Source organism: Xanthomonas hortorum, from assembly GCF_024339125.1.
GTDB lineage: Bacteria > Pseudomonadota > Gammaproteobacteria > Xanthomonadales > Xanthomonadaceae > Xanthomonas > Xanthomonas hortorum.
Map to the genome: position 1 here is coordinate 3,459,055 of NZ_CP101417.1, position 23,062 is coordinate 3,482,116.

The following is a 23,062-nucleotide window of genomic DNA, read 5'->3' on the forward strand; positions in this document are numbered from 1 at the left end:
CGAGCCGGAGGGTTGCAACCTCTTGCAAATCTAGCCTTCCCTTATAGTGATTTTCTTGGATCAAATTGTGGGTCCACATCCACTAGGTCAAATTTGATAATTTTAGCTTTAGGGAATAACCGTCGCCCAATTTCTCTAATCTCTTTCTGCAAGACGGGGATTGACTCATCGCTTTGATAGACGTGATACCGCATGGTGGTAACGAGATTTACCGCGGATTCCAGGACTTGCTCACCCAGATTTGCTTTCAGATCTTTGTAACTGTAAGCGGCCCCTCTTGCCAGGGTGGAAGCTGCAAATGCAGGCTGTAACTCATCTAAACAGTGCTGTGCTCTCAAGCGAGTAGCGACAAGTGTTTGGTCGAATCGTAGTTGCTCAATGTGAATTTTAAAAATGAGGTTCGGATCTGATGAATCGATTAGAAAATCCAAATCATCGATTTTTTGAGAAAGCCCTATGGTATCCGGAGGAACAAAGGCGTTCATTCCGAGGGCGCAGTCCACGTCTTTTTCGAACTTTTCTAGTTCTTTTTTCATGGTTCTTATTTCGTTGTGTTGAGCGCCTAAAACCAGTAGCGATCGATTAATTGCCGAAATTCGTCGCTGAACCTCCTTTTCCAACTCGCGACGTTCACCTAGTCGGAAGGCAAACTGTGCGCCGAAAAACGTGCTTAGAAGCGCAAGGAGCGCTAGGGCGAGGTCTTTTGATTGGATTTCCCCTGCCCATGCGAGAGTTGCTATGCAACCGGAGGCAGCCACAACGGCAAGGACATAGATCCAAGGTGCAAGTCGTGACTGTCTATTCATTTCTCTATTTTCTGGGGATGGGCGCATCGGGATTGAAGTTGCATGAGGTTTATTCTCATGATGTGGAAAAATTGGTCAATAGTCTAATGCTGAGTGACCGCAGCCCTTATATTTTTCTGAGCCCTTGGACTAGGGATAAAACTTGCTGGGATCGGCCAAGCACTTGGTGAACTGTCCCCGCTGGTAGCGCGGCAGCTCCACGTTGGGCTGATACAGCTCCAAAGCGCTGATCTGCTTGCTGCGCGTCACCTGCGGCTTCTTGTGGAGGTAGTGCCTGCGCAGCACTTGGACGCGGTCGCGGGGATCGGTGCTGTGGCCTGTGACGAGCGCATCGTCCCTGAGCCGTTGCACTCCTCATGGAGCCGCGATACGTTGATCATTCCTAACAACTAGGGAGTGGCGGCGATGAACCTTCACAGATGGCTACCGGCCCTGGCATGCGGCCTTGCCGTGAGCAGCCAAGCACCCGCCGCGACACCGAAGACGGTGAATTATTACGCTGAGCACAACGAAGAACGGAAGGCCGTTCTGGCTCGGTGTCGCGACAACCCTGGCGAGCTTCGCGAGACGCCGGATTGCGTCAACGCAGAAAGGGCGGATGCCAAGAAGGCCTTGGCTCGCCGTGGGCACTTGGACCTCAAGCCACTGACCGCTGAGGATTTTAAGAAGCCGTGATTGGGGATGACAGGCGAGCCATGACAGGGTAGCCGTGCCTGAGTAACACTAGACTTATAAACACAAGAGAAGATCGCTCTTCCTGCGTTCACCATAGTGCAAAACGAATTAGGTAGCACAAGCTAGGGTTCCGCTCTTTTGCGATCTGCTTCGCTTTTTCTGAGGCTGGAAGAGTTACCCGTAACGGGCAGCCCCATGCGTGCGCACAAGCACCTGGTCGCCCATAAAGCGTGGCAAGGTCAGCCCATCACAGGAGATCTTATTCAGCGATTTTTTTAGGCTACTCATCCGACAACTTGGGTAAAGGAACCACGTAAAAGCCGGGAAGTGGCGCTCTGACGCTCGGGCCAACTCCCTTTTATCAGCCCAGCTGATGTCAGCATCCATCAAGCGTTCTCCGAAGGTCTGGCGTAGCGCTGAGAATCCGCTTTTTTTGATGCCATGAGAGCGCAAGTATCGAGCGAACTTGCTCCTAAGCCATGCGGCTGTGTCGGCTGTTCGCTCCCTCTGGCTGGTGGGAAAGAGTTCCCGCCTGTCCTTGCTTTTGATGGCTGCGACGTAGTCCGGAAACCCGGCATCAAGCAACACTTTCGGCACCGGCATTGACCCTGTGCTATGCCTCTGTCGAGTTCGGTATTTGGAGTCAGTGGTGCTTTTCGATTCCGGCGCAGCTCGATTATTGAGCACGATGCACATCAGCCCGGCGGGTTCGATGATGTCGTCGATAGACAGCGCAGCCGCCTCCGATGCCCGGACACCCATGTAGAGTCCGAGCAAGGGTGCCCAAAAAAGCAGCGGTTCGTTGGCTGCCCATTGATCGTAGGCCGGAGATGCGAAAATCGTCGCTAGGTCGCTCTCAGCAAGACGCTGTGGGCGTTGGTGGTGAGATTCGGCATTCATAACAAATGCGGTGCTTGCAGTGCTGCGAAGTGTTCGAAAGATTACTTTGCCAGGTAGGCGTTGATTGAGGAGAGAGGACAGATGTTCGGCAGTAGGCGTGCTGGTGATGCTCATGACTGAATTCCGAAAGGGTGGAGAAGGGCGTTGAGGTTTGAGCCGGCTGCGTCAGTCGTTTGGCCTCCGTCTTCAGTTGCCCAACAACGGGGGTCGAAGCAGGCGACATAGCGGTGGCGACAGCACAGCAACAAGGTTGCAAAACCGGACATCAGGGCAGGGCACGGTCAGGGGTAAAACTTGCTCGGGTCCGCCAAACACTCCGAAAACTGGCCACGCTCATAGTTGGGCAATTCGACCGGCGGCTTGTATTTCGCCAGAATTCTGATCTGCGTGGCCCGGGCAAGCTTGGGCTTCTTGTGGAAATACGCGTCGTGCAAGACGGGGACGTTCTTCCGCAGCGAGTGGCCGGTGATGAGGGCGATGTCTTGGTCGGACACGTTCTTGTGGTGCAGCTCGGTGGCGAGCGTGTGGCGGAACGCGTGAGCACCGATGCCCTTTCCGAAGCCCAAGGTCTTCATGTAGCTGCTGAACTGGTTCACCGCGCCTTGGCTGTAGCGCGCATTGGTCTCTCCAGTCTCCCGGTTCACGCCCGCAGACAGATGCGGAAAGAGTCTGGGATGGCCAGTAGCCTTGATGTCCTCAATGAAATCCAGGAAACCAGCATCCAGCAATGGTTTGGGGATAGGCAGGGTGCGAACTGCTGCTTTGCCTTTTAGGCTTTGACGGCTCCTGTCTCGATCCTTATGCCTGAGATCGGCGTCGACCGTTTTTTGGATGCGGATACACCAGACCTTGGCCTCCTCAACGATGTCCGCGACCTTCAACTGAGCGAGCTCGTTGATGCGCGCCCCCGTGTAGAGCGAGAGCATGGGCAGCCACCACCGATGCGGATACTTCTTCGCCCAGGCGGGGAACGTCTTGGGTGAAAAGATGCGCTGAAGCTCTTCCTCGTCAAACAAGCGCTCTGGCTTGCTCGTGTCTACGACCAGGTCCTTCTTGATTTCGGGGAATGCATCCATGGGCGACATGGGAATCGCTTTGGCTTTCACCAGCTTGCCGAAGAAGGTCACCAGGAACCGCCGATGCTTCTCCAGTGTAGCGGGAGCGGGCGGCGTCACGCCAAGTTCCTTACCAAGGGCAACCGACTGCTCGAACGTGTAATCCCTATACTTGAAGTCGGACAGTAGAAGCGGTGGTGCCCAACGCAACAGGTCCCAAAGCTTGTAGATGTGAGCGTGGTCGATGCGCGACACAGGAACGTCACCGCAGGCAATCCGCAAGAGCTTCAGCGACCGAGCCGTGTCTTCGACGGTCTCTTTGGCCAGGCCGCACCGCTCGCGATAGCCGAGGTAGTCCGAGATCTCGACCGAGAGCAAGCGCGCCGGCGAGCCGAGGGGCAGGGGCTCGGGGTAGAGCGTTCTGTTCTTGCTGAGGCGCACCCGTCGAGAGCGCTCATCTGCGCGGTCAAAAAGCTCCAAGGCGTGGATCGCGGCTTCACGGCCCGTGATGTTGATCTCGGAGGCCCGGACGTTGCCAACATGGACATCCTTGATTTGCAGGAGCCCAAACGGGGAGGTGATGTAATCGCGAAGCTGTTGCTGGACGATAGAGGACATTGCTTGCTTCCATTGGTTCAATGGAAGTAGTGATAAAACAGCCCGGAAATTCGTCAATCAGAACGGGCAATTTTTTACTTTTCCTGAAGCAAACTCTACCGTAAAGGCCTAGCCTGAACTTCTGCCAAAATTATTATGTCTGGTTTAAGTGCGGTGGTGCTATATAATTCAATGGTTTAGCGGCGCGTCGGGGAATAATTTCGAGTGTTTTGCCCTGTCATTATTGTACTGTTTAACTGAAATAAGCTAACTGATTTGACCGATATGTTAGTTTTTAAATGTACTGCTCCTAAACCGCTTGTATAGGATGGTAGGTTTTCTTGAATAATTGGCCGGCAGGGTGATGCCTCAGGTTCGGCGATAAGCCAGCAGGCGCACCATTCGGAGCAATAGCTCCAAGTGGCCTGGAATGGATGAGCTAGAGAGTTCGTTGATTGGACTTGACAAGTTTTAGTCATCACATAGTTTGCTGGTGTTTGGAGAGGTTACTATGTGCGACGATGTTGGGGAGATTTTGAGAGGCCTTGGTATTGGATTGGCCTCAACTGCGGACGGAAGCTGGACGATATCCCTGCCGCCAGACGGGAAGGAACGGTGTTTTCCAAATTTTGAGGACGTTGGCATTTGGTTGGCTTCATGGACAGCAACCGAATATTCCGAATATTTGGCGATTCAGCATTTTCGGGGAGAAGTGGAAGGTGCTGATGACGCGTTCCTTGATGAGATCGACCATTGGTTAAAGAGCAATGTGTTGACTGATCGTATCAAAGCACTGCGAGCGGTCGTTGATAGCATTGTTCTTTCACATGACGATGGATTCTTTCCGACGCCAGCCTTAATCGTGCTCGTCCTGCGCGAGCGGGTTGGACACCCCTATTACTCTCTTGGGGTCAGGATGCTCATGTCACTGGAAGAAGAGCGAGAGAAGAGGCGCTTGGCTGGAGTTTGACCGAGAGCTTGCCTACACTCCAACGCTCTAGTGACGGAGAGCGCAATGGATCTGGCAGCTTGGGTCAAGCAGTCTTACGGCCTTGGAGATGACGTTCAATCGGCGATTGAGATGAACTTGCAGTTGTGCGCCAAGTCGATTTCGGCACTCAATACGGTCAGTCCTCGTTTTGACGAGGAGACACTAACCGGAGCGATGATTGGCGCGCTGGTTGGTTCCTATCCGTTGTGTGCAGCCAGCTACCCAGGTTCGGTCAAAGATGCGCTGCAGTGGCGTAGCTACGGCAAGAATGATCGTGGCGAGTTCGGTGAGAGCAGGACAGGGGCCGACTTTGCTCTGATGCTGTTGGTTCCGAACAAGGCTCCGCGGTTGGCGATTTTCCAAGCAAAAAGCGACGCCTCAAAAGGAAAAGCGAATAACCGATTGTATGTTGGGCAGATCAAACAGTCGAAACTGTATCCCAAAGACGCCAGAGGACGTCACGATAAGACAACTGGTTCGTTTGCAGTGGTCCATCGTAACCAAGTGAAAGCTCTTACGGATGCGTCTCTCTCAATCCATCGCCTTATTGAGCCGACTGCTGGTCTGAGCGACCTTCGCTGGGTCCATTACCTTGGACAGTTTGAGAGCGGTGTGGTGGCAGTGCCGATTTCTAAGATCGCCGAGGTCGTCCAAACCTCAATCGCAAATGTGTCTGTTGAGTCGGTTGACATCAGTGCAGATATAAGCTGTCCGCTGGATAGGCTTCTGCGTGATGCATGTCTTGACGATCCCTCCTGTTGGTTGAAGATTGACTTGGACATGGGGGAGCACTTGCCTCCGCCCGTCGATTTAACACAACTGTCAGAGATGATGCCGGTAGTCGTTGGCGGAGGAGGCGGGGACATGGGGATGACTTTTACGATTGCTGGCGCTGATCCTGCGCCTCTTACCGGCGTCATCGTGGCAGCTTCTCCGCCTGCCCCGGATGCTACGTATGAGCCGCCTACGCCTCGCTGGTAGAAGCTGCGTTGGTGCGGACATCGGCGTCCGAGCGGGGTGGTTCGTGTGCGCTGGCTGTCCGTGCCGTTGCGAGCGAGCTTGAGGCCTCTTCTCGCCTGGATGGGGTGCTGATCTGGCCCTACCTACACTAGGCCTGATCTGTTAAGAGAACCGCCATTTTTCATCACGTCGCATGGCTCCGGTTGCACTCGCGAATGACAACTGGCTGCTTAAGCTGATTTCCTTTGGCCGGTCATATGGCAGTCGCGAGGTATGGAAAAAAAGAGACGCGCTAATTTCCGGGTGACCACCTCCGAGAGTCGGGTCGGTAGTGAGTGGCGCTCTAACGTTTACATTCTTCTAGGACCGCACGACAGATTGGTGGATTGGATCGTCGATGCGGGTCGATCGCAGGATCTCCATGTGGCCCGATTACAGGCGAAGACAATCGGTCGGGGGCGAGCGGGCGAGCTCGAGCGTATCTATGTCAGCGTGCGCTCTGACGAAGGGAGCGAACGCGAGTCCAGCTAGTCATGCCGACGAGGCTGCCATCAGTAGTGCACGTTTTCGTAATGCTGGTGGATAATCGCTTCATGCCCTACAGCCCTCCCATCCGCACCAGCAGCCTCAGCCTTCTTGGCGAGTTCCGCGTCGAAACCATGGCGAGCAAGGCACCAGGCGGGGCATGCTGGAGCGCTACTGCTTTTGTCTATCACCGGGATCAGTCGCAGGCGATAGCCACGCTTGAACAAGCGGGCCGTGGAGAAGATCGGGATGAGGCGCATAGGCAGGCTGTCATTGCAGGGCGTGCTTTGATTGCGGAGCTTGATCCCAGGAACTACCGAACCATTCCGGACAGTGAGCCAGAGATCATCTGGAAGCTGTAGCTTTTGATTCCACCGCTTCCATGCTTTCATCTGCATGGCCTAGCTTGCCGATTGAACCATTGCGCAAAGCCTGGGTTGAAGCTTGTTGCGTTCCCGGGCTGGCGTAATTTGACGCTGCATTGAGGCGAACAGGGCAACCATCCGCATATGCCACACAGAACCCTGAGGCGAACTCCCTTACATGGCTACTGCGGAGAATTCCGGGTAGAGACCATGGAGACGCAGAAACCGGGGGAGACCACCTGGACCTCCAGCGCCTACGTTTATCACCGCGATCGGTCCCATCCCATCGCCACAATTGAAGGGGCTGGTGAAGGCAATGACCGCAGCGACGCGCGTGAACAGGCGTTGAGGATTGGGTGCGCCTTTGCTATGAACCTGGATCCTGGAAAGTGGCGTGAATAGCGGGCTAGGAGACGGCTGCGCTAAACTTGATTTGCCGGACTCGGGACCGCTAGTCGAGTTTCCCGCGGGACGGTTGGGCGGCGTCAGGCCGCCAACCTCTAAAGAATAGAGTTGACCTCACTCTGACGCGTGAGTGGGCGGCGAACATGCGGCGCCAAGACCAGAGCCAAGCGTCGCCGACATTCCCGAAAAGCAAGTGCAGATGCAGGCATGTCGCACGACTCAAAATTCTTTGCTTGGGCATCTAGAGCCGCCAGTAGCACTTCCAGGTCACTTATTAGTCTCTGCATTCAATTCCTCGGATGCGTCAACGGGTAGCCCCGCCTCCAGTCAGCCCGTGAGGAGGAAGCCTATCAAGTCGCTATGCCGGTTACTGTTACGCACGCTCAGGAAACTTATAGCGGACTCGACAATGCAGGACAAGCGTAGCCATCGCTTGGTCCTGCGGAATGAATGTCAAATCGGAACTCCGGTGGGTCCGACGTCCCCCCGCCCTGAGTAGCGGCTTGGTTTAGAGTCCGGGGGTAATGATATCGGTGTTTGCCAGATGTTGGGCATAAGCAGCCGGGGTCATGCCGCCGATTGCATTCTTGGGTCGCTCTTCGTTGTACGCGCGTCGCCAGCGTTCGATTTCGGTGCGCGCGTGCAGCAGTGTCGGGAACCAGTGCTCGTTGAGGCATTCGTCGCGTAGTCGGCCGTTGAACGATTCGACGTAGGCGTTCTGGTTCGGTTTGCCGGGTTGGATCAGCCGCAACTGCACACCACGGGCATGTGCCCAGGCGACCATCGCCCTGCCGCAAAACTCCTTGCCGTTGTCAGTGCGGATCACCTTCGGCAAACCGCGACTGTGTGCCAACCGATCCAGCACGCGCGCAACGCCATGTCCCGAGATCGCGCGCTCCACGTCGATGGCGACCGCTTCGTGGGTTGCATCGTCCACGATCACCAGACACTTGACCACCCGACCGTCGGCAGTGCGGTCGAACACGAAGTCCATCGACCACACCTGATTGGCCTGCGCTGGCCGCAGCAGCGGCTGACGCTCGCTTATTGGCACCTTTTTGCGTTTGCGCCGTCGGACCTGTAGCTGCTGCTCGCGGTACAACCGCTCCACCCGTTTGTAGTTCACGATGCGCCCTTCCTGTCGCAGTTTGAGATAGATCATTCCCACGCCATAGCGGCGATGGCGATGCGCCAACGCAACGATGCGCTCGCGCAGTTCGCCATTGCGGTCTTCGCGTGGGCAATAGCGCAGCGCACTGGCGCTCATGCCGATCGCTGCCAAGGCGCGACGCTCGCTGGCGCCACGCCCGATCCACTCGCGCACCAGCGTACGACGCGCCGGTGCGCTTACCACTTTTTTCGCAGCGCATCCTTGATCAGGTCGTTCTCGAACAATTGCTCGGCCAGCAACTTCTTCAGCCGCGCGTTCTCGGACTCGAGGTCCTTGAGCCGCTTGGCATCAGGCACGCTCATCCCGCCGAATTTGCTGCGCCACAGGTAGTACGAGGCCTCGCTGAAGCCATGGCGCCGGCACAGGTCCTTGATCGCCACGCCGCTTTCGGCTTCGCGCAGAAAGCCGATGACCTGCTCGTCAGTAAAACGTTTCTTCACGTCCAATCTCCTCGGGGTAGGGAATTGGACTCCAAACTGAGGCGCTACTCAAAATCGGGGGGACGTCGGGTCCAGGATCTGGACCCACCTGGGCTCGTTCAGAACTCCTGCCAACCTGCGCCGTCTGTTGAACCACTGAGCAATTCGAGTTTGCGCGGTGCGCGGTGCGGGACAATTTTTGCGGGTGTCTTCAGGGGAGATGCCGCTTTTCTGCTGCTAGAGTTGGCAATGGCTGATGCGGCAGGAGCTGCGCCGACCGGAAGAGCTTTCTCTTTGTCGATCTTGAAGACTGCCACCGCCTCGGTTAGCTGCGTGGCTTGCTCTTCCATGGCCCGGGCCGCAGCGGTCGCTTCCTCCACCAGGGCGGCGTTCTGCTGGGTCGTTTCATCCATCTGAGTGACTGTGGTGTTCACCTGCTCGATGCCCACAGACTGTTCCTGGGAGGCAGCGGAGATTTCACCCATGATGTCGGTGACGCGCTGCACGCTGGAGACGATCTCCGCCATGGTGGTGCCCGCCGTATGCACAAGGGCAGAGCCTTCAGTGACGCGCTCGACAGAGTCGTCGATCAGGGTCTTGATTTCCTTGGCAGCGGCGGTGGAACGCTGGGCAAGCGTCCGCACTTCCGAGGCAACCACGGCAAAACCGCGCCCCTGTTCGCCAGCGCGTGCCGCTTCCACTGCGGCATTCAATGCCAAGATATTGGTCTGGAACGAGATGCCGTCAATCACGCTGATGATGTCTGCAATCTTTTTGGACGAGGCTTCGATGCCGGCCATGGTCCCCACGACCTGGCTCACAATCTCGCCGCCCTGGGATGCCACACCAGCTGCCCCGATGGCTAGCTGGTTGGCTTGGCGTGCGTGTTCGGCATTCTGGCGAACGGTGGAGGTCAGTTCTTCCATCGAGGCGGCGGTTTCTTCCAGATTGGCGGCCTGTTGCTCGGTGCGCTGTGATAAATCTTGGTTGCCTGCGGCAATCTCGCTGGCTGCCGAATTGATCGACACCGCCGACTGCTGGATGCGTCCGACGATCTCTGCAAGCTGCGCAGCCGTGGTGTTGGCGTCGTCACGCATCTGAGCAAAGACCCCCTTGAAATCGCCCGTCATGCGCGCGGTAAGGTCGCCTGCGGCGATGGACTGCAGCAGCGAGGACAGGGACTGCAGGTTGCCGTCGGCGGTGGCCATAAGCAGGTTCAAGCTTTCCACCATCACGCGGAAATCGTATTGGAAGCGATCGGTGTCGCCGCGCACACTAAAGTCGCCTTCTGCAGCAGCTGAGGCTAGGCGACTTGTTTCATGATTGATCGCTTTCAAGTTGTGCTTAACCTGGTCCATCGTTTCGGAAAGCACGGCTTTTTCACCAGGTAGCCGATCCATGTCTTCAGAAAGATCGCCAATCGCGTAGCGCCCTGCAATCTTCGCCAAGCGCATCATGACTTCAATGTGCGAATTGGCCAATGCATTGGCGTCGCGCACCATATGGCCATACTCGCCCGGGAATGTGTCTTCATCCATGCGATAGCTGATTGCACCAGCATCGTGTTGACGGGCCATCTCCAGTTGCGCCGCAATGACTCCTTGCAAGCGGTCACGTATGCGATATACCGCTTTGGCCAGCTGCGCGGTCTCGTCTCTACCGGTGACCTTGACGTCGACTGTGAGCACTCCGTCTGACAGGTGTTCGACAGCTGTCACCGCCCTTCGAATAGAACGAGAAATCGCATTACCAAGTAATAGGGCAATGCTGACACCAGCCAAGGTAATTAGTCCTAGCGCAATTGCGGAGAGCATCATTGCGCGTGTGTTGGCTGCCTGCTGCTGCTGATAACGCAGCTTGGCCGAATTGCCCAGCTCTTCGCGAAGTGTGGCAAGCCCGGCAAAGGTAGCATCGGCATTGTCTTTGACCTGAGTCCGATTGACTTCTGCGCCCCCTGGAATATCGCCAGCTTCGATCAGCTCAACTTGGCGCTGCATACCGGCCTGCATCAACGCATAGCTCGCCGTAATTGTTTGCAGTTTCGTAGTGTATTCCTTTTCCTGGCTCAGCAAATGTTTGAGCTCAGCAATGCTGGCGGCCACTTGAGTAAATCGCTTTTCGTTCTCCCGTTTCCATTGTGCGATCAACTCTGGCGTGCCAATGGCAATCATGCGCAGGATATTGATATCGACTCGCGTCAGCTGACCGTCGATGCTGCTGGCAAGCGCAGAGCCGGTGAAGTCCCGATTGTAGAGCGTGCCGACATTGTTCTTGGAGGTGTGCAGGCTATTCAGTAGAAACAGGCACAGCAGGATGCTCGGGATCAGCGTTCCCAGCAATGCCAATAAAAATTTGCTCTTGATCGTGGTTAACATGGCAGGCCTTGTGATGCGGCTGAGGGGTGGAAAAAAGCCGATGGGGAGCGGGAGACAAGGCAGTCTGAAGCTTCACCTTGGCAGTCGATTCGTTCATTCCGGTAGAGTTTGCTTGGCGCGTGTTACTGCTTAGCGGCAGTCATCACGAAATCTTGACTGTGATGCTGATATGAGCGGGCTGATGCCGGGACGACACGTCTTGTATTCGTGGACCAGATGCCCGTTGGGGTGCAGCCTTCGTTCGCAGCTGGGTTGAATACTTGTCTTCTACGGCGTTGTCCGCTACTTGTAGGATCGACGAGGCCGTATAGGCGGGCGTCAACCAAGCGAGCACACTGGAGTGGTGGCGGTAGGGGACAGCGCATTGAGCGCTGTTTGCCCAGGCTGGAGGGGAATCGTAGGCCCAACATCCTTAGGTGGCGCTCAGCGAGCCTCTTTTCGACACATGGCGCGTGGCCATTCAGCGCTTGGCGTGGTCAAGCGCAGCGTTCTTGATTAGCGGAGGTGGCACTGTAAGGTTGGCATCGGCGCGTGATGCCGCCGGGCTTGGAAATCAAGAGTTCCAGCAAATTTCCGTCGCACGGAATACCATTGCCGCGAGCAGGTAATTGCCCACGTGCCGAGTGTCGGTGACGCTCAATAGATCCTCCTCAATAGGGCTCGGCACCCGGGTTTGCCCAAGATCAGTGTCAGACGATCGGCCGTCGATGGCCGCCGAGTGGCATGTCATCATCGAAGAAAAGGCGTCAGTCCGCTATCGGCAATAGACGAACGCGACTGTAAGTATTTTCCCTACCATCGCCCGCATGCCTTTGGCCTTCACGCTTAGCTTGGTCCTTGGGGGCGACGGCGCTGGGGTCGGTCGCTTGTCGCGCCCGGTTGGATTCACGCTTGGCAGAAGACCAGCCTTGATGAGCTGGTCAATGTTGCTGAGCTGAGGCATCCCCTTGAACCAACTTGCTCCCGCCTCGCGCTACGTCAATTCTTGTCGCCGTCATCCGGCGTAGCCGTCTGTTGCTGAGGGTCAGCCCCTCTACAAGGCCACTGCTATCGCGGATGAATGTGATGGTTCCACGACTGCTGGAGAAGCGATTGCCGCCCACCGGATCGAGTGGGAGATCATACCCCCGGGGCCAGGAGACTCTCAGTCGCCCATCCACGAACGCAACGGTATACGTCATGTCGGTCTCTTCACTTTGATATGTCCCGGTCAGTGCCTCTAAGTCGGACTGAGCAGGCATGGGCTCTGTGAGTTTAACGAACTCCCGTGTGGTCGGCCAAAAGTCGCGCACCACCAAACGAAAGTCGCCAACCCGGCCCGAGGGCCGGTGAAACGTCCATTCGTGCGGTTGGTCGCTCGGGCGGAAAACATCGCTGCCTATCGGAACGAGAACAGAGCCTGCGGCCGGCCTCAACGCATTGTCCCTCCAATCGATCCGTATCAGCTCATCGGTCTGCGGGCTCCAATAGGTCCCGGCCAAGACGGACTGCGCCTCGGGAGTCATCCGCACAGACGGGGCGAGGTTTGCGGGCAGATTCAGCGGATCGAGGTAGATATCAGCTATTGAGCGGGTGATACTTGCCGGGTTGGTTGTCGCGCCATTGCAAAGTGCGACGATTGCTAGGCGCTGATCGGGGAAAAGCAATGCGTCTGACCGAAAACCTACGTCCGCGCCGTCATGGCTGATGAGATTCAGGCTGCGGTATTTGTCTAGCCGCAGTCCACTGCCATAGTTGATCCTGGTCCCGTCACGGAGCTCGCCCGACTCTTTCATTTTGGCAATCAAGGTTTGGCCGCCGACCCGACCATCGATCAGATTCTGCTCCCACTTCAGTAGGTCGCCAACGGTGGTGAGAAGGCCAGTCGAGCCGTAGTGGGTGATCGTCAGCGGGGCGAAATCCCAGGCGGCTCTTTCATTCGGAACATAACTCAGCGCCTTGTTGGCTACCACCTCGGTATAGCGCTCGCTGAAACGCGTGTCGCGCATGCCGAGCGGGATGAATATCTCGTCCTGCGCGAACTGGCGGAGCGTCTTGCCGGAAACGCGTTGGACAACGATGCCAAGAAGCGTATATGCAGCGTTGGTGTAAACGACCTCGGTGCCGGGCTTGAAGTTGAGACCTTGCTGGCGCGTGAGCGCCCAGATGACATCGGACTCGGTGTAGACGTCGGAGTCGCGCCATCCAGCCAGGTTGAGCAATTGGCCCTGTTCCCTGAGGCCGTTGGTGTGGTGTATCAGATCGCTGATCGTGATCGAGTCTGCGTAGCTGGGAAGTTCCGGCATGTATCTCCGGATGCTGTCGTCGTAGGAGAGCTTGCCCCTTTCTTCCAACACGCCGATGGAGAAGGCTGTGAACTGTTTGGAGATCGACGCGACGTGGAAGACCGTCGCAGGTGTGATCGGCGCGTCGCTGGAGAGGTCGGCACTTCCGAAGCCCTTGGCGTAGTCGAGGACATCGTTCACCGAGATACCTATAGCGCACCCAGGCGTTTCCCCCGCTTTCCATCTTGAGAGGATGGCGTCCACCTGATCGTGATGATTAGACCGAACCGAGTCGACCTGCTCGGCTTGCGCGCCCTGAGGAGATACAGCCATTGCAAGAAGTGCCGTGGCGATAACAGCGTGCAAATGCATGACTATTCTCCTAAAGCTGGCTTGGATCGGACAAAATCGGAGCCGATTCCCATGCAGCACAGTAGCATCGGGCAGTATCATGGCAGCGACTGAAATCTCGGGCATGGCAGGATTTGGAACCCACCAAGTCGAGATGAACTACCCATCTGCCACGCACGTTGCGGCATAGCACTCAGCCTCGCACCTCTTAAGGGCGATACCGGGCCTGCATGCGTAAAATCCCAGCTTCAGGCCAAGGCCATCTGCTTGTTCTAGCCCATCTGTCGTAGTCCAGCTGGCCATGAGTGGCTAAGCTGCGCTGACCGATCCCGTGCTCGACACATGGCACGCCGCCATCCAGTGTTTGGCGTAGTCATACGCGGCGCTTTTATCAGTGAAGCCAACACTGGGGACGCGATGACTATGAAGCGTAATGCCGCCGGGCTTGGAGATTAGGAGTTGTTCTCGATACCCACGCGCTCGACAAGGGGCGGAAGAGGTCGTTCTTGCAGGGCTCCTTTTCGAAGACTTTCCAGGCCCCGGACTTAGCACCTCCGAGCGGTTCCAGCGCAGCCGTATTTACGTGGCAGGTGGAGCTTCCAGGCATGCAAGCGAGATTCTTGCAGTGTGAAATTCAGCTTGGGCCACGAGAGTGGGTATATAAGGTATCAAGCAGGTAGCCCGGTTGCCGATATCAGCGTAACGCTCCTACGAGCCAGCACGCCCAGCCGCTGTTTCCTTCCACGCTACTTGGAAAAACTCATGAACACATTTTTGCAGCGCTACAACGTCGGCCATCGCCTGGGCGTGGCCTTCGGAATCCTCATCCTCTTGTCGGGCTTGCTGGTGGCGATTGGGCTTAGCGCAATGGCCAGTGCTCGCTCAGAAATGGACAACATCGTTAAGGTTAACGTCGCCAAGATGCGTTTGGGCAATGCAATGCGCGATGCAAACTCCAACATCTTTATCTCGCTCGGGACGCTTGCAATGGTCACGTCAGACGCCTTGAATCAAGAGGCCTTGGCAACCATCAAAAACCAGCGCCAGCGCTATGCGGATGAGCGCAAAGCGCTTGATGCATTTCCGCCAACGGAAGCAGGGCGTAAGGTCCGCGCTGAGATTGATGCAGCACGTGAGGTCGCCCGCGGGCTGAATGATCAGGTGATAGCGCTTGCAGCTGCTAACAATAATGCTGAAGCGCAAGCCCTTCTGAGTGAGAAGGCACGCCCGGCGATGTTGAAGTGGCAGGGCAAGATTGCAGAGAACGTCAAACTGCAGGAGACGCAAACGGCCGCATCCTATGACCAAGCCATTGCGGCGATGGGACGCGGCAAGAGTCTGCTCATCGCTGGCGGCGCTGCTGTGGTCCTGATCAGTGGCCTGCTTGCGCTATTGATTACCCGCAGCCTGACGCAACCGCTCAGTCGTGCAACGCGTGCAGCTGAGTCCATTGCCGGCGGCAACCTGGATAACGACGTTGCCACGCAGGCACAGGACGAAAGTGGTCGCTTGCTTAGAGCGATGAGCAAGATGCAGCAGCAGCTGCGCAGCTTGATCGATGCCCAGATCGACATGGCCAAGCGCCATGACGAGGGCCAGATCAGCTTCCGCATGGATGCCACTTCGTTCCCGGGCGACTACGGCCGGATGGCGCATGACACCAATGCCCTGGTTGCTGCGCACGTCTCTGTGAAGTTAAAGCTCGCCGAGATCATGGGCCGCTACGCGATTGGCGACCTGAGCCAGGACATGGACCGTCTGCCGGGCGAGAAAGCGGTGTTGACGCGCACGATGGACGAAGTGAAATCCAATCTGTCGGCCATGAACCATGAGATCAAGCATCTGGCTCAATCAGCAGCCAACGGGGACTTCAGTGCACGCGGCGATTCTGAGCGCTTTCAATACGACTTCCGCGTGATGGTGGATAGCCTCAATACCTTGATGTCGACCGCCGATGGCAACTTGCAATCGCTGTCCAGCCTGTTGCAGTCCATCGCGGCCGGAGATCTCACCGCACGGATGAGCGGCGAGTTTCGTGGTGTGTTCGCGCAGATGCGCGATGACGCCAATGCGACCGCTACCCAGTTGGCCGAGATCGTCGGCAGCATCAAGACCTCAGCGATCTCAATTAAGGGTGCGGCCAGCGAGATCGCCGCCGGCAATCAAGATTTGTCGCAGCGCACCGAGCAGCAGGCTGCCAATCTCGAAGAAACCGCTGCCTCGATGGAGGAGCTCACCTCCACCGTCAAGCAGAACGCGGAAGGTGCGCGCCAGGCCAATCAGCTGGCGATCGGCGCAGCGACCGTGGCTGCGCAGGGTGGGGAAGTGGTGAGCAAGGTTGTCGAAACCATGTCGGGCATTGAAGCGTCGTCGAAGAAGATCGCCGACATCATCAGTGTCATCGACGGCATCGCATTCCAAACCAACATCCTCGCCCTGAACGCGGCAGTCGAAGCGGCCCGAGCAGGTGACCAGGGACGCGGCTTCGCAGTGGTTGCCAGTGAGGTGCGCACGCTCGCCCAGCGGTCTTCGGGTGCAGCCAAGGAAATCAAGGGCCTCATCGACGATTCTGTTGAGCGTGTTGCTGCTGGCTCGGCCCTGGTGCACAGCGCTGGCCAGACAATGGTCGAGGTAGTGGCCAGCGTGCAGCGCGTGACCGACATCATGGGCGAGATTTCTGCGGCATCGCAGGAGCAATCGGCCGGCATTGAGCAGGTCAACCAGACCATCACCCAGATGGACGAGACCACCCAGCAAAACGCCGCGTTGGTGGAAGAAGCCACCGCCGCTGCGCGCTCGCTTGAGGAGCAGGCAGTGCAACTCACCGAGGCGGTGGCTGTGTTCAAGACGGACGACGTCCATGTGAGCTCAGCGAAGGCATTGGCTCAGAAGCTGGTGGCCCCGGCGACTACGCAGAAGAAAGTGCCCAGCGCAGGTCGTGTCGCGGCTTTCAAGCCGCGGGCTGCTGCGACCTCTCCCAGCGGCGAGAGCAGCTGGCAGGAGTTTTAACCGGCATCGGGTCCGAGTGCAGCATCGCGGCCAGCCTTCTAGGGCTGGCCACGATGCACATTGATGGGGTGGATGGGGCCTTATCTGACTCTACGAACGCTAAGCAGCGTCACGGCGGTCCCTTGAGGTCAAGCGCCATGTCCCACCGGTCCAAGCCGGCACCGTAGCCGTCCTGGGTCACCTGCTGCACAATGAAGCCGTGGCGGGCATAGAACGCTTGGGTGTGTTGGCTGGTGTCCAACACAACCCTCTCAATACCTGCCGTCAGGCACAGGGCTTCTAGTCGAGCCAAGAGCAGCGTTGTCCCCAAGCCTTGCCGGTGCAGCTTTGGATGCACCATGCCCCAGCACAGGCTGGCCGTCGTGCCATCTGCATTAACCGAGTAGCCCGCGCAGCCAACCACGTCACCCGCGCGCTCAACGACTTGGTAGTGCCAAGCAGCAGCATGGTGCATCAGGAACCACACGAAGTCTGGACGCTCTTCAGCATTGAAGAACGTGGGCATGTTCGTGTCGAACAGCTCAATGCATGCGTCACAGTCGTGAGGGCGGTAGGCCCGAATTGTATCCATGCGTCCAGTTTGCCTTAGACGCGCAGTCGCACTGTAAGTGTCAACATGCCATGGCGGATCCCAGGCTGATGCGCCTGGTTCGGAACTTTCTGACACCCCATCGCGCGCGGGACCTATGGCGTGGTAAACGGCGGAGGTTCAATATGAGCTTGCCGGACGTGGGACCCAATGGTCGCTCACCCTGCGAGACGCTTGAGCAGCGTCGTGCCGGCACCCAAAAAAACTGACTCCGCGCTGTCCTGACGATGATGCGTCTCAAGCGGCGCGACCGCACTGCCGATACTTAGCTCATGGACCGAGCCGAGCTACGCCTTCACCTCGAACGCCTGGATGCAGCCGTGCCGACATTGCGGGCCTCAAGTCCCGATCGTCGCCACTTCTGGCGAGCTTTTACAGTCATGGCCGCCGCCATCGAGAGCAAGGCAGCGACGAGCGAGGACGCCCAATTCGTTGGCCGTCGGGCCGAGGAAATTTTGTCCTGGCACGGGCTCTCCAGCACTGACGAACCAAGCTAAAAGCGCAAATGGCCAAGGCGCTGCGTGTTGAACACCCTTGGCTACCGCCCGCCCTGAAACTTGAACGTGAAACGAGCGGCAGATGCTGGGACGGCCTCCCCACTGAGGGGCACGGGTGTGGCGTCCACCAGCGTCAACATGCCATCGGCCACAGGGACCGGAATACCCAGCGTGAGGTCGATCTGCTTGGACCAGCCGCCGCCCATCACGGTCGTCCTGACGATCAACCGGCCTGCCACGACGCATTGAACGTCGGCCGGGCAACGGCTGTCCTCAACCACTTGGTCGGGACGCACTTTGGGCCCGTCGACCGCCGAAATCTCGCCCAGACCCACGGGGCCTTCGATGGGCGGGCTGGTGACGGGGCCAGTCGCTGCGCACCCGACAAGTGAGACGACCAAAAGCATTGCAAGCACCAGGCTGCGCAAGTGGCGGATACGCTTCATGGCGGCGGTCATGCTCGCGTGTTGTGGAGATAAAAGCTGATGTCCTCGGCGAGCTGCGCATAGGCTTCGATTGCGTCGATGTGATGCAGCATCACGTCACCGTGGTGCTTGCGCGCGAGCGCCAGCATCGCGGTCTCAAACTCCAAGCTCTCAGCGGGTAAACCAACCACCTCGAAGGCGGCAGCTAGGGATCGATGGAAGCGCTGCTCGTCAAGCGGATGAAAGGTGTGCCACGTTTCCACGCGCATCCAAGGGTCCAGGGCCGCTTTCAGTCGTTCATTTCCCATGTCTCGGTGCCAGTCCGAAGATGCCTCGAGTGTCCCACAGCTAGGCGGCATTTCGTTGAGATACACGCCTCAGCTACTGAGCCCGAAATGCGTTGAGCATGAGTGCTTTCCGTGGGTCGACGCTCAAGGCTGCTGGCAGCTGTCAGCGGATTTGCAAGCGGCGGGATACGGCAGTGGGCGGTAAGGCGAGTGCAGCAGATGGCAATGGCACGCGAGCAGCATGGAGCCCACCCTCGGCTGTTCAACCACCGGCATGGGAGTCGCACATCACCACTTTCCACCAGCGCTGGGCCTCTGAAAGGGACCTTAGCTTCGCTGCCCCTATCCGCAAGGACAGGCCTCCTTCTCGACGCTGATGCTCTGTTGCGGCCCTACGTTGCGCGCCGCTTGCACGGTGCTCACTTCCGGGTGCGGTAGGGCCGAACGCTTCGCCTGTCGGTTCCCACGAGGCGCACAACGCGCTGGTGGAAGAACCGATGAAGCGCACCCAAGACCTGAAGGCTCAATACCAACTCCAGATGGACGAGGAGGGCATATTGCTCGCCGCCGCGACCATCTTGGAACAGCGCCTTCAACGCCAAGGCCGCATCCACAGCCCCGACCAAGCCGGCGATTACTTGGTTGCCCGCTGCGCACATCTGCCGCACGAAGTCTTCGGGGTCGTCTTCCTGGACAACCAGCACCACATCATTTCTACCGAGCACTTGTTCACCGGCACCGTCGACGGCTGCGAAGTCCATAGCCGGGTGGTCGCCAAGCGTGCCCTGGAACTCAACGCCGCCGCTGTCATCCTCTTTCACAACCATCCGAGCGGCAATCCAGAGCCGAGCGAAGCGGACCGCAAGGTCACCCAGCGCCTGCAGGAAGCCTTGGGCCTCCTGGACATCCGAGTGCTGGACCACTTGGTCATCGGTGGCCAGAAGAGCGTCAGCCTCGCGGCAAGGGGGTGGGCGTAGCCCCCCCCCCCTTTCTTTCATCGGTTGACGACGGCGCGGATGTGCTCCGTAGAACGTGACCCACTTCTTACCGCACAGCAAGCCACAGCAACAGCAAGAACATGCATGCTCCTGCGACAGCAGCGAACATCTTCCATTGTCGGAGTTCGGCTTTTAAGCTCTGGCTATCCAGCTTGCTTTGCTGCAATAGCTCTCCCAAGTGGCGGCGGGTCTCATCGAGCTCCGATTCTCTCCGATCCAACTTGCTTGCGAGCTGAATCAGCTTGTCTTCGGCATCGCTTGCTTCTGTTCGTGCGTCTTCTGCCTCTTGAGCTGCATCCAGGCAATCTCGCAGTCGGTGGCCGAAATCGCTGGGCGTGAGGAAAACGTCGTCGGCGTGCTTGTCCAGCAACAGCACGTCGTTGGCATGGCCCAGCGCGGCATAGAAGGGCAGGCCTGTTTCGATCAGGGCACGGGTAACGTTGCGTGAGTCACCAATGGTCTCTAGTCGCTCGCCACCCCCTCGCGCGATGACCAGTCCTTTCACGCCGGTTGCAGTGAGCTGCTTCAATGCTTCAAGGAACTTGGTTTCATCACCGAAGTTGGCCATCACAAGCGTGTTATTGCGAAGCTTCTGCAATCGTGCCGCAGAGCAGATGTCGTCCCAACCGGTCTTGCTCGCAAGGAAGCCAAGCCCAGAAAGGCCGTTTTTCCCGAGGAACTCCCCAATCGCCACTGGATTGCGTCCTCGATCCGGGATGGGCACCACTGGCTCGCGCGTGACCGTGAGCCAGGGGCCCTCCACGCGCCCCTGGAGCTCTACGGACATTTTTCTGTTCACCGTCAACACGCCTGCAATGATGATCGGGGCGTCGTCTTGAGGTTGCTCGTCCACGGGAATCCTGAAGCTCAACTCGGTGCCGGGATAAGGCTCAAAAACCCCGTAGCAGAAGTGTTTCCATGGCATGAGTTTCTTGGCTCTCCCGGCTACCCGGATTGGTAGCTTCCAGCCCTCCAGGCGCGCAAGAGGCAACACCTGGTCAGCGGTGATCCAAGGCGTGTTGGCGTCGGTGGCTGCTGAGTCGAGATTGCGGCTTGCTTGGGACATGAGCGCATCAATGGAAGCATTTCACTCAATGTAGCCCAGCGATCGAAACGTGGCCCACGAGCGCCTCGCTATACCGGGAGATTTGTCACACAACCATGGGGTGCGTCCGACAATTCTCACGTTTGACCTGCTGGGCCACTGTGCGGATAGACTGAGCCTCCCAACTCTTCGTATGAGCTGGCTTATGGACTTCAGTCGCAACGGACGCCCCCTCTCCTGTGCCTTGGCCATGACATTGGCCGCAGGGGTTTTGACTTCGGGACTGGTGGCGTGCGCTCAACCTTCGGCCTTGCCCCAGGAGACCACTGTGCCAACACCCCCAAGCCAGGCCGCGATTGAGGCCGAGCAAAACAAAGCTGCCGCGGCATCCGATCTCGCGGCGGACGCTGCGGCAAAGGCCACGCCTCGGCTTGTCGATGTGGACGCTTACCCCGAGTTGCAGGCGGGTCCCGCGTTGACCGCCACTACGTTGATTAATGCCATGTCTCAGTTGGCGCAGGCTCTCCGATCCCAAGCCGACACGGCTCCAGGAGCTGTTGAGCAGGCCGTGGGGTTGAAGTTGCCTCCTGATGGCAAGGGGCGGCGCTATGGGGTCAAGGGTGCATTAGGGCAGGGTGGCTACGAGTTGGCGGTCTGGAAGCCTTACGCCAAGCACCCTGGGCACTTGATAGAAGTGTCGGTCAGCCCGCCTAGTTCATGCGAACTCACCATGGACGCGGTGCAAGCCCAGTTGGTGTCGGCGGGCTTTCGAATGACCAAGCCGGGTTTTGGTGACGACCACCGGATCATGTTCGACAAGCAGGCCGGTCAAAACCTTGGTGTCTACATCGCCGTTAAGACAGACAACCGCAACGATCCGCACTGTGTTTCGAGAGTGACCTTCGAGTTGGAGCCAATCGATGGTTGATCCACGTGTCGAGCAGCTGCTCAACGAGGTAGAGAAGCAGTCCGGGTTGCCGCCTTCGGCTGCTCGGGACTTTCGCGAGGCCGTCGAAACCTCTCCCTATCTTGCGTCTGCGATGGCGCAAGCCATCGAGAGCGGCAGCTTGCGTCACCTGTCGGTGTCAAACCGGCCGAACGAGGGCGGGCACTACGACGCGAGCACGGGCACGGTCAATGTCAGCGTGGATATATTCCAGAGGACCAAGCAATCGGATCGCGTGGATTTGCTGACGGGTGTGTTGGGTCACGAGACCGGGCATGCGTTGATGGCCAAGTCGGCTGAGCAATCGCGATACAAGCTCGCCTACGGCATCGACCAAGCCCTGAAAGAGGGAGCCCAATACGGTGAGCCGGTGGTGGATGTCACTCCTATAGCCAAGGAATATCTTGCCTCCGCTCGCCGGGACGAGGGCCTGGCAGAGTTGATGAGCATGAACTCTGTGGCGAGCCGGGTTGTCACGACCACCGGCGAAGTCAACCAAAAAGACCTGCTTCGTCGGCTGGACCCCACGACCGCTTGCGTCACCAACGAGCAATTGGAGCCCGGCGTCCGGCTGGATGAGCACGGGTTGCAGCTTACGCAGGGTCGTATTGCGAGTCCTGCCGTGGAGGCGGTGGCCGAGTGCCATTTTGACAAGGGCGGCAGCACCTTGGGGCACAAGGGCACGTCGGTCTATCAGGCCTACTACACGGCTTACGCCATCGGTGCTGGCGCCGAAATCTGGAAAGATCGTGCGAATGTCACGGCGCAGCCGATGCCTAAGTTGGGCTACAACCTGCAGGAGCTGGGGGTGAGTGCCCAGCAAGCCGAAGATGCGGGTATTGACCTGGGCGGGGTGGGCAAGACGTTCGGGTTTGCGGATACCTCCCAGGGACAAGTGCGTCAAGTGGAGGTGCGTCAGCTAGGCGCAGGCAACAGCAATCGCCCTGAGTTGAAGGCAAACAATGATGTCCAGCCGCAGCTGATTCTGGCCGATAACCCGGCGCACGCCGACCATCAGACTTATGCCCGCATTCACGACTGGGTCAAAGGCACGGGCAATTGGAACGACGAGGAGAGCCGCAACGTGTCGGCGTCGCTCTACAAGCAGCAAGCCGAAGACTCGCTGTTGCAACGGGTGGACCGGGTGACGGGAGGCTTGGGGGACAATGGCGCGCAGAATGTCTTCGCGGTCTATGCGCCCTTTGGGGACAAAGGACCGTTCTTCCATGCTCACGTAGATGGGCGCGAGGCCTCTCAGCAGCCGGCTCAGCAGAATCTGCAGCAGGCGGAGGTCATCAAGCAAGACCAAGTGCGGCAGCAGCAGATGGAGCAGACTCAGCAGCAAACAGCCCAGCAGGAGCAGGGGCCGCGGATGACGATGGGTGGTCCATGATGGTTTTGTTAGTA

At 58.0% G+C, this 23,062-nt stretch carries 19 protein-coding genes and 2 pseudogenes; 10 read left to right on the plus strand and 11 right to left on the minus strand.

Annotated elements, in window-relative coordinates:
- Window positions 1-41 precede the first annotated feature (41 nt).
- Together NMB96_RS14900 and NMB96_RS14905 are read right to left on the minus strand one after the other, a co-directional pair.
- Window positions 42-806: a hypothetical protein gene (locus NMB96_RS14900; protein WP_255085121.1), complete on the minus strand. Its 765-nt coding sequence runs from the start codon at window positions 804-806 to the stop codon at window positions 42-44.
- A 129-nt stretch (window positions 807-935) separates the two neighbouring features.
- Window positions 936-1,136: pseudogene (locus tag NMB96_RS14905) on the minus strand (integrase); the annotation flags it as partial.
- Window positions 1,137-1,211: 75 nt separating this feature from the next.
- On the opposite strand from NMB96_RS14905, the gene NMB96_RS14910 reads away from it, so the two are divergent.
- Complete coding sequence (locus NMB96_RS14910) at window positions 1,212-1,481, plus strand: EexN family lipoprotein (protein WP_152971768.1); 270 nt, start codon at window positions 1,212-1,214, stop codon at window positions 1,479-1,481.
- Window positions 1,482-1,655: 174 nt separating this feature from the next.
- Here the strand turns inward: NMB96_RS14910 and NMB96_RS14915 are convergent, their stop codons facing one another.
- Both NMB96_RS14915 and NMB96_RS14920 read right to left on the minus strand, forming a co-directional pair.
- Window positions 1,656-2,495, minus strand: a complete 840-nt coding sequence (locus NMB96_RS14915) for a site-specific integrase (RefSeq protein ID WP_255085122.1) — start codon at window positions 2,493-2,495, stop codon at window positions 1,656-1,658.
- Window positions 2,496-2,662: 167 nt separating this feature from the next.
- Window positions 2,663-4,054, minus strand: a complete 1,392-nt coding sequence (locus tag NMB96_RS14920; RefSeq protein WP_255085123.1) for a site-specific integrase — start codon at window positions 4,052-4,054, stop codon at window positions 2,663-2,665.
- Window positions 4,055-4,544: 490 nt separating this feature from the next.
- Here NMB96_RS14920 and NMB96_RS14925 point away from each other — a divergent pair, with 490 nt between their 5' ends.
- The 4 genes from NMB96_RS14925 (at window position 4,545) to NMB96_RS14940 (ending at window position 7,276) form a co-directional block, all read left to right on the plus strand.
- A complete protein-coding gene (locus tag NMB96_RS14925; protein WP_146011546.1) occupies window positions 4,545-5,003 on the plus strand; it encodes a hypothetical protein in 459 nt (152 codons plus the stop codon).
- Between the two features lie 45 nt (window positions 5,004-5,048).
- Complete coding sequence (locus tag NMB96_RS14930) at window positions 5,049-6,005, plus strand: hypothetical protein (RefSeq protein ID WP_100101106.1); 957 nt, start codon at window positions 5,049-5,051, stop codon at window positions 6,003-6,005.
- Window positions 6,006-6,556: 551 nt separating this feature from the next.
- Window positions 6,557-6,871 (plus strand): hypothetical protein, encoded by a 315-nt coding sequence (locus tag NMB96_RS14935; RefSeq protein WP_255085124.1) that lies wholly within the window; start codon window positions 6,557-6,559, stop codon window positions 6,869-6,871.
- A 147-nt stretch (window positions 6,872-7,018) separates the two neighbouring features.
- Complete coding sequence (locus NMB96_RS14940; RefSeq protein ID WP_255085125.1) at window positions 7,019-7,276, plus strand: hypothetical protein; 258 nt, start codon at window positions 7,019-7,021, stop codon at window positions 7,274-7,276.
- 511 nt (window positions 7,277-7,787) lie between these two features.
- Here the strand turns inward: NMB96_RS14940 and NMB96_RS14945 are convergent.
- The 3 genes from NMB96_RS14945 to NMB96_RS14955 all read right to left on the minus strand — a co-directional run bounded on the left by NMB96_RS14945 (window position 7,788) and on the right by NMB96_RS14955 (window position 13,880).
- Window positions 7,788-8,890, minus strand: a protein-coding gene (locus NMB96_RS14945; protein ID WP_183086658.1) for an IS3 family transposase whose coding sequence is annotated in 2 segments (ribosomal slippage) — window positions 7,788-8,632 and window positions 8,632-8,890 — 1,104 coding nt in all. Because the reading frame shifts where the segments join, the coding sequence is not laid out codon by codon here.
- 98 nt (window positions 8,891-8,988) lie between these two features.
- Complete coding sequence (locus tag NMB96_RS14950) at window positions 8,989-11,244, minus strand: methyl-accepting chemotaxis protein (protein ID WP_255085126.1); 2,256 nt, start codon at window positions 11,242-11,244, stop codon at window positions 8,989-8,991.
- Between the two features lie 920 nt (window positions 11,245-12,164).
- Window positions 12,165-13,880 (minus strand): serine hydrolase domain-containing protein, encoded by a 1,716-nt coding sequence (locus tag NMB96_RS14955; protein WP_255085127.1) that lies wholly within the window; start codon window positions 13,878-13,880, stop codon window positions 12,165-12,167.
- Between the two features lie 741 nt (window positions 13,881-14,621).
- Here NMB96_RS14955 and NMB96_RS14960 point away from each other — a divergent pair.
- Window positions 14,622-16,868, plus strand: a complete 2,247-nt coding sequence (locus NMB96_RS14960) for a methyl-accepting chemotaxis protein (RefSeq protein ID WP_255085128.1) — start codon at window positions 14,622-14,624, stop codon at window positions 16,866-16,868.
- A 109-nt stretch (window positions 16,869-16,977) separates the two neighbouring features.
- Here NMB96_RS14960 and NMB96_RS14965 read toward each other — a convergent pair whose 3' ends face one another.
- Complete coding sequence (locus NMB96_RS14965) at window positions 16,978-17,373, minus strand: GNAT family N-acetyltransferase (protein WP_343237613.1); 396 nt, start codon at window positions 17,371-17,373, stop codon at window positions 16,978-16,980.
- A 356-nt stretch (window positions 17,374-17,729) separates the two neighbouring features.
- Between NMB96_RS14965 and NMB96_RS14970 the strand changes: the two genes are divergently transcribed.
- A complete protein-coding gene (locus NMB96_RS14970) occupies window positions 17,730-17,954 on the plus strand; it encodes a hypothetical protein (protein ID WP_255085130.1) in 225 nt (74 codons plus the stop codon).
- A gap of 41 nt (window positions 17,955-17,995) precedes the next feature.
- Here NMB96_RS14970 and NMB96_RS14975 read toward each other — a convergent pair whose 3' ends face one another.
- Both NMB96_RS14975 and NMB96_RS14980 read right to left on the minus strand, forming a co-directional pair.
- Window positions 17,996-18,412 (minus strand): hypothetical protein, encoded by a 417-nt coding sequence (locus NMB96_RS14975; protein ID WP_255085132.1) that lies wholly within the window; start codon window positions 18,410-18,412, stop codon window positions 17,996-17,998.
- Complete coding sequence (locus tag NMB96_RS14980) at window positions 18,409-18,648, minus strand: hypothetical protein (RefSeq protein WP_255085134.1); 240 nt, start codon at window positions 18,646-18,648, stop codon at window positions 18,409-18,411. The genes NMB96_RS14975 and NMB96_RS14980 overlap by 4 nt, the downstream gene beginning before the upstream one ends.
- Before the next feature lie 515 nt (window positions 18,649-19,163).
- Here NMB96_RS14980 and NMB96_RS14985 point away from each other — a divergent pair.
- Window positions 19,164-19,643, plus strand: coding sequence for a JAB domain-containing protein (locus tag NMB96_RS14985; RefSeq protein WP_255085135.1), 480 nt, complete (start codon window positions 19,164-19,166; stop codon window positions 19,641-19,643).
- A gap of 67 nt (window positions 19,644-19,710) precedes the next feature.
- Here the strand turns inward: NMB96_RS14985 and NMB96_RS14990 are convergent, their stop codons facing one another.
- Window positions 19,711-20,730, minus strand: coding sequence for an exodeoxyribonuclease VII large subunit (locus tag NMB96_RS14990; protein WP_255085136.1), 1,020 nt, complete (start codon window positions 20,728-20,730; stop codon window positions 19,711-19,713).
- A 307-nt stretch (window positions 20,731-21,037) separates the two neighbouring features.
- Here NMB96_RS14990 and NMB96_RS14995 point away from each other — a divergent pair, with 307 nt between their 5' ends.
- Together NMB96_RS14995 and NMB96_RS23400 are read left to right on the plus strand one after the other, a co-directional pair.
- Entirely contained in the window at window positions 21,038-21,637 is a 600-nt protein-coding gene (locus NMB96_RS14995) for a hypothetical protein (protein ID WP_255085137.1), read from the plus strand.
- Window positions 21,638-22,637: 1,000 nt separating this feature from the next.
- Window positions 22,638-23,048 (plus strand): annotated as a pseudogene (locus tag NMB96_RS23400) (XVIPCD domain-containing protein); the annotation flags it as partial.
- Window positions 23,049-23,062: the final 14 nt, after the last annotated feature.

Coding starts and splice junctions, on each gene's coding strand:
- NMB96_RS14900 (WP_255085121.1), bottom strand. CDS start 806: ATGAATAGACAGTCACGACTTGCACCTTGGATCTATGTCCTTGCCGTT.
- NMB96_RS14910 (WP_152971768.1), top strand. CDS start 1,212: ATGAACCTTCACAGATGGCTACCGGCCCTGGCATGCGGCCTTGCCGTG.
- NMB96_RS14915 (WP_255085122.1), bottom strand. CDS start 2,495: ATGAGCATCACCAGCACGCCTACTGCCGAACATCTGTCCTCTCTCCTC.
- NMB96_RS14920 (WP_255085123.1), bottom strand. CDS start 4,054: ATGTCCTCTATCGTCCAGCAACAGCTTCGCGATTACATCACCTCCCCG.
- NMB96_RS14925 (WP_146011546.1), top strand. CDS start 4,545: ATGTGCGACGATGTTGGGGAGATTTTGAGAGGCCTTGGTATTGGATTG.
- NMB96_RS14930 (WP_100101106.1), top strand. CDS start 5,049: ATGGATCTGGCAGCTTGGGTCAAGCAGTCTTACGGCCTTGGAGATGAC.
- NMB96_RS14935 (WP_255085124.1), top strand. CDS start 6,557: ATGCTGGTGGATAATCGCTTCATGCCCTACAGCCCTCCCATCCGCACC.
- NMB96_RS14940 (WP_255085125.1), top strand. CDS start 7,019: ATGCCACACAGAACCCTGAGGCGAACTCCCTTACATGGCTACTGCGGA.
- NMB96_RS14950 (WP_255085126.1), bottom strand. CDS start 11,244: ATGTTAACCACGATCAAGAGCAAATTTTTATTGGCATTGCTGGGAACG.
- NMB96_RS14955 (WP_255085127.1), bottom strand. CDS start 13,880: ATGCATTTGCACGCTGTTATCGCCACGGCACTTCTTGCAATGGCTGTA.
- NMB96_RS14960 (WP_255085128.1), top strand. CDS start 14,622: ATGAACACATTTTTGCAGCGCTACAACGTCGGCCATCGCCTGGGCGTG.
- NMB96_RS14965 (WP_343237613.1), bottom strand. CDS start 17,373: ATGCCCACGTTCTTCAATGCTGAAGAGCGTCCAGACTTCGTGTGGTTC.
- NMB96_RS14970 (WP_255085130.1), top strand. CDS start 17,730: ATGGACCGAGCCGAGCTACGCCTTCACCTCGAACGCCTGGATGCAGCC.
- NMB96_RS14975 (WP_255085132.1), bottom strand. CDS start 18,412: ATGACCGCCGCCATGAAGCGTATCCGCCACTTGCGCAGCCTGGTGCTT.
- NMB96_RS14980 (WP_255085134.1), bottom strand. CDS start 18,648: ATGCGCGTGGAAACGTGGCACACCTTTCATCCGCTTGACGAGCAGCGC.
- NMB96_RS14985 (WP_255085135.1), top strand. CDS start 19,164: ATGAAGCGCACCCAAGACCTGAAGGCTCAATACCAACTCCAGATGGAC.
- NMB96_RS14990 (WP_255085136.1), bottom strand. CDS start 20,730: ATGTCCCAAGCAAGCCGCAATCTCGACTCAGCAGCCACCGACGCCAAC.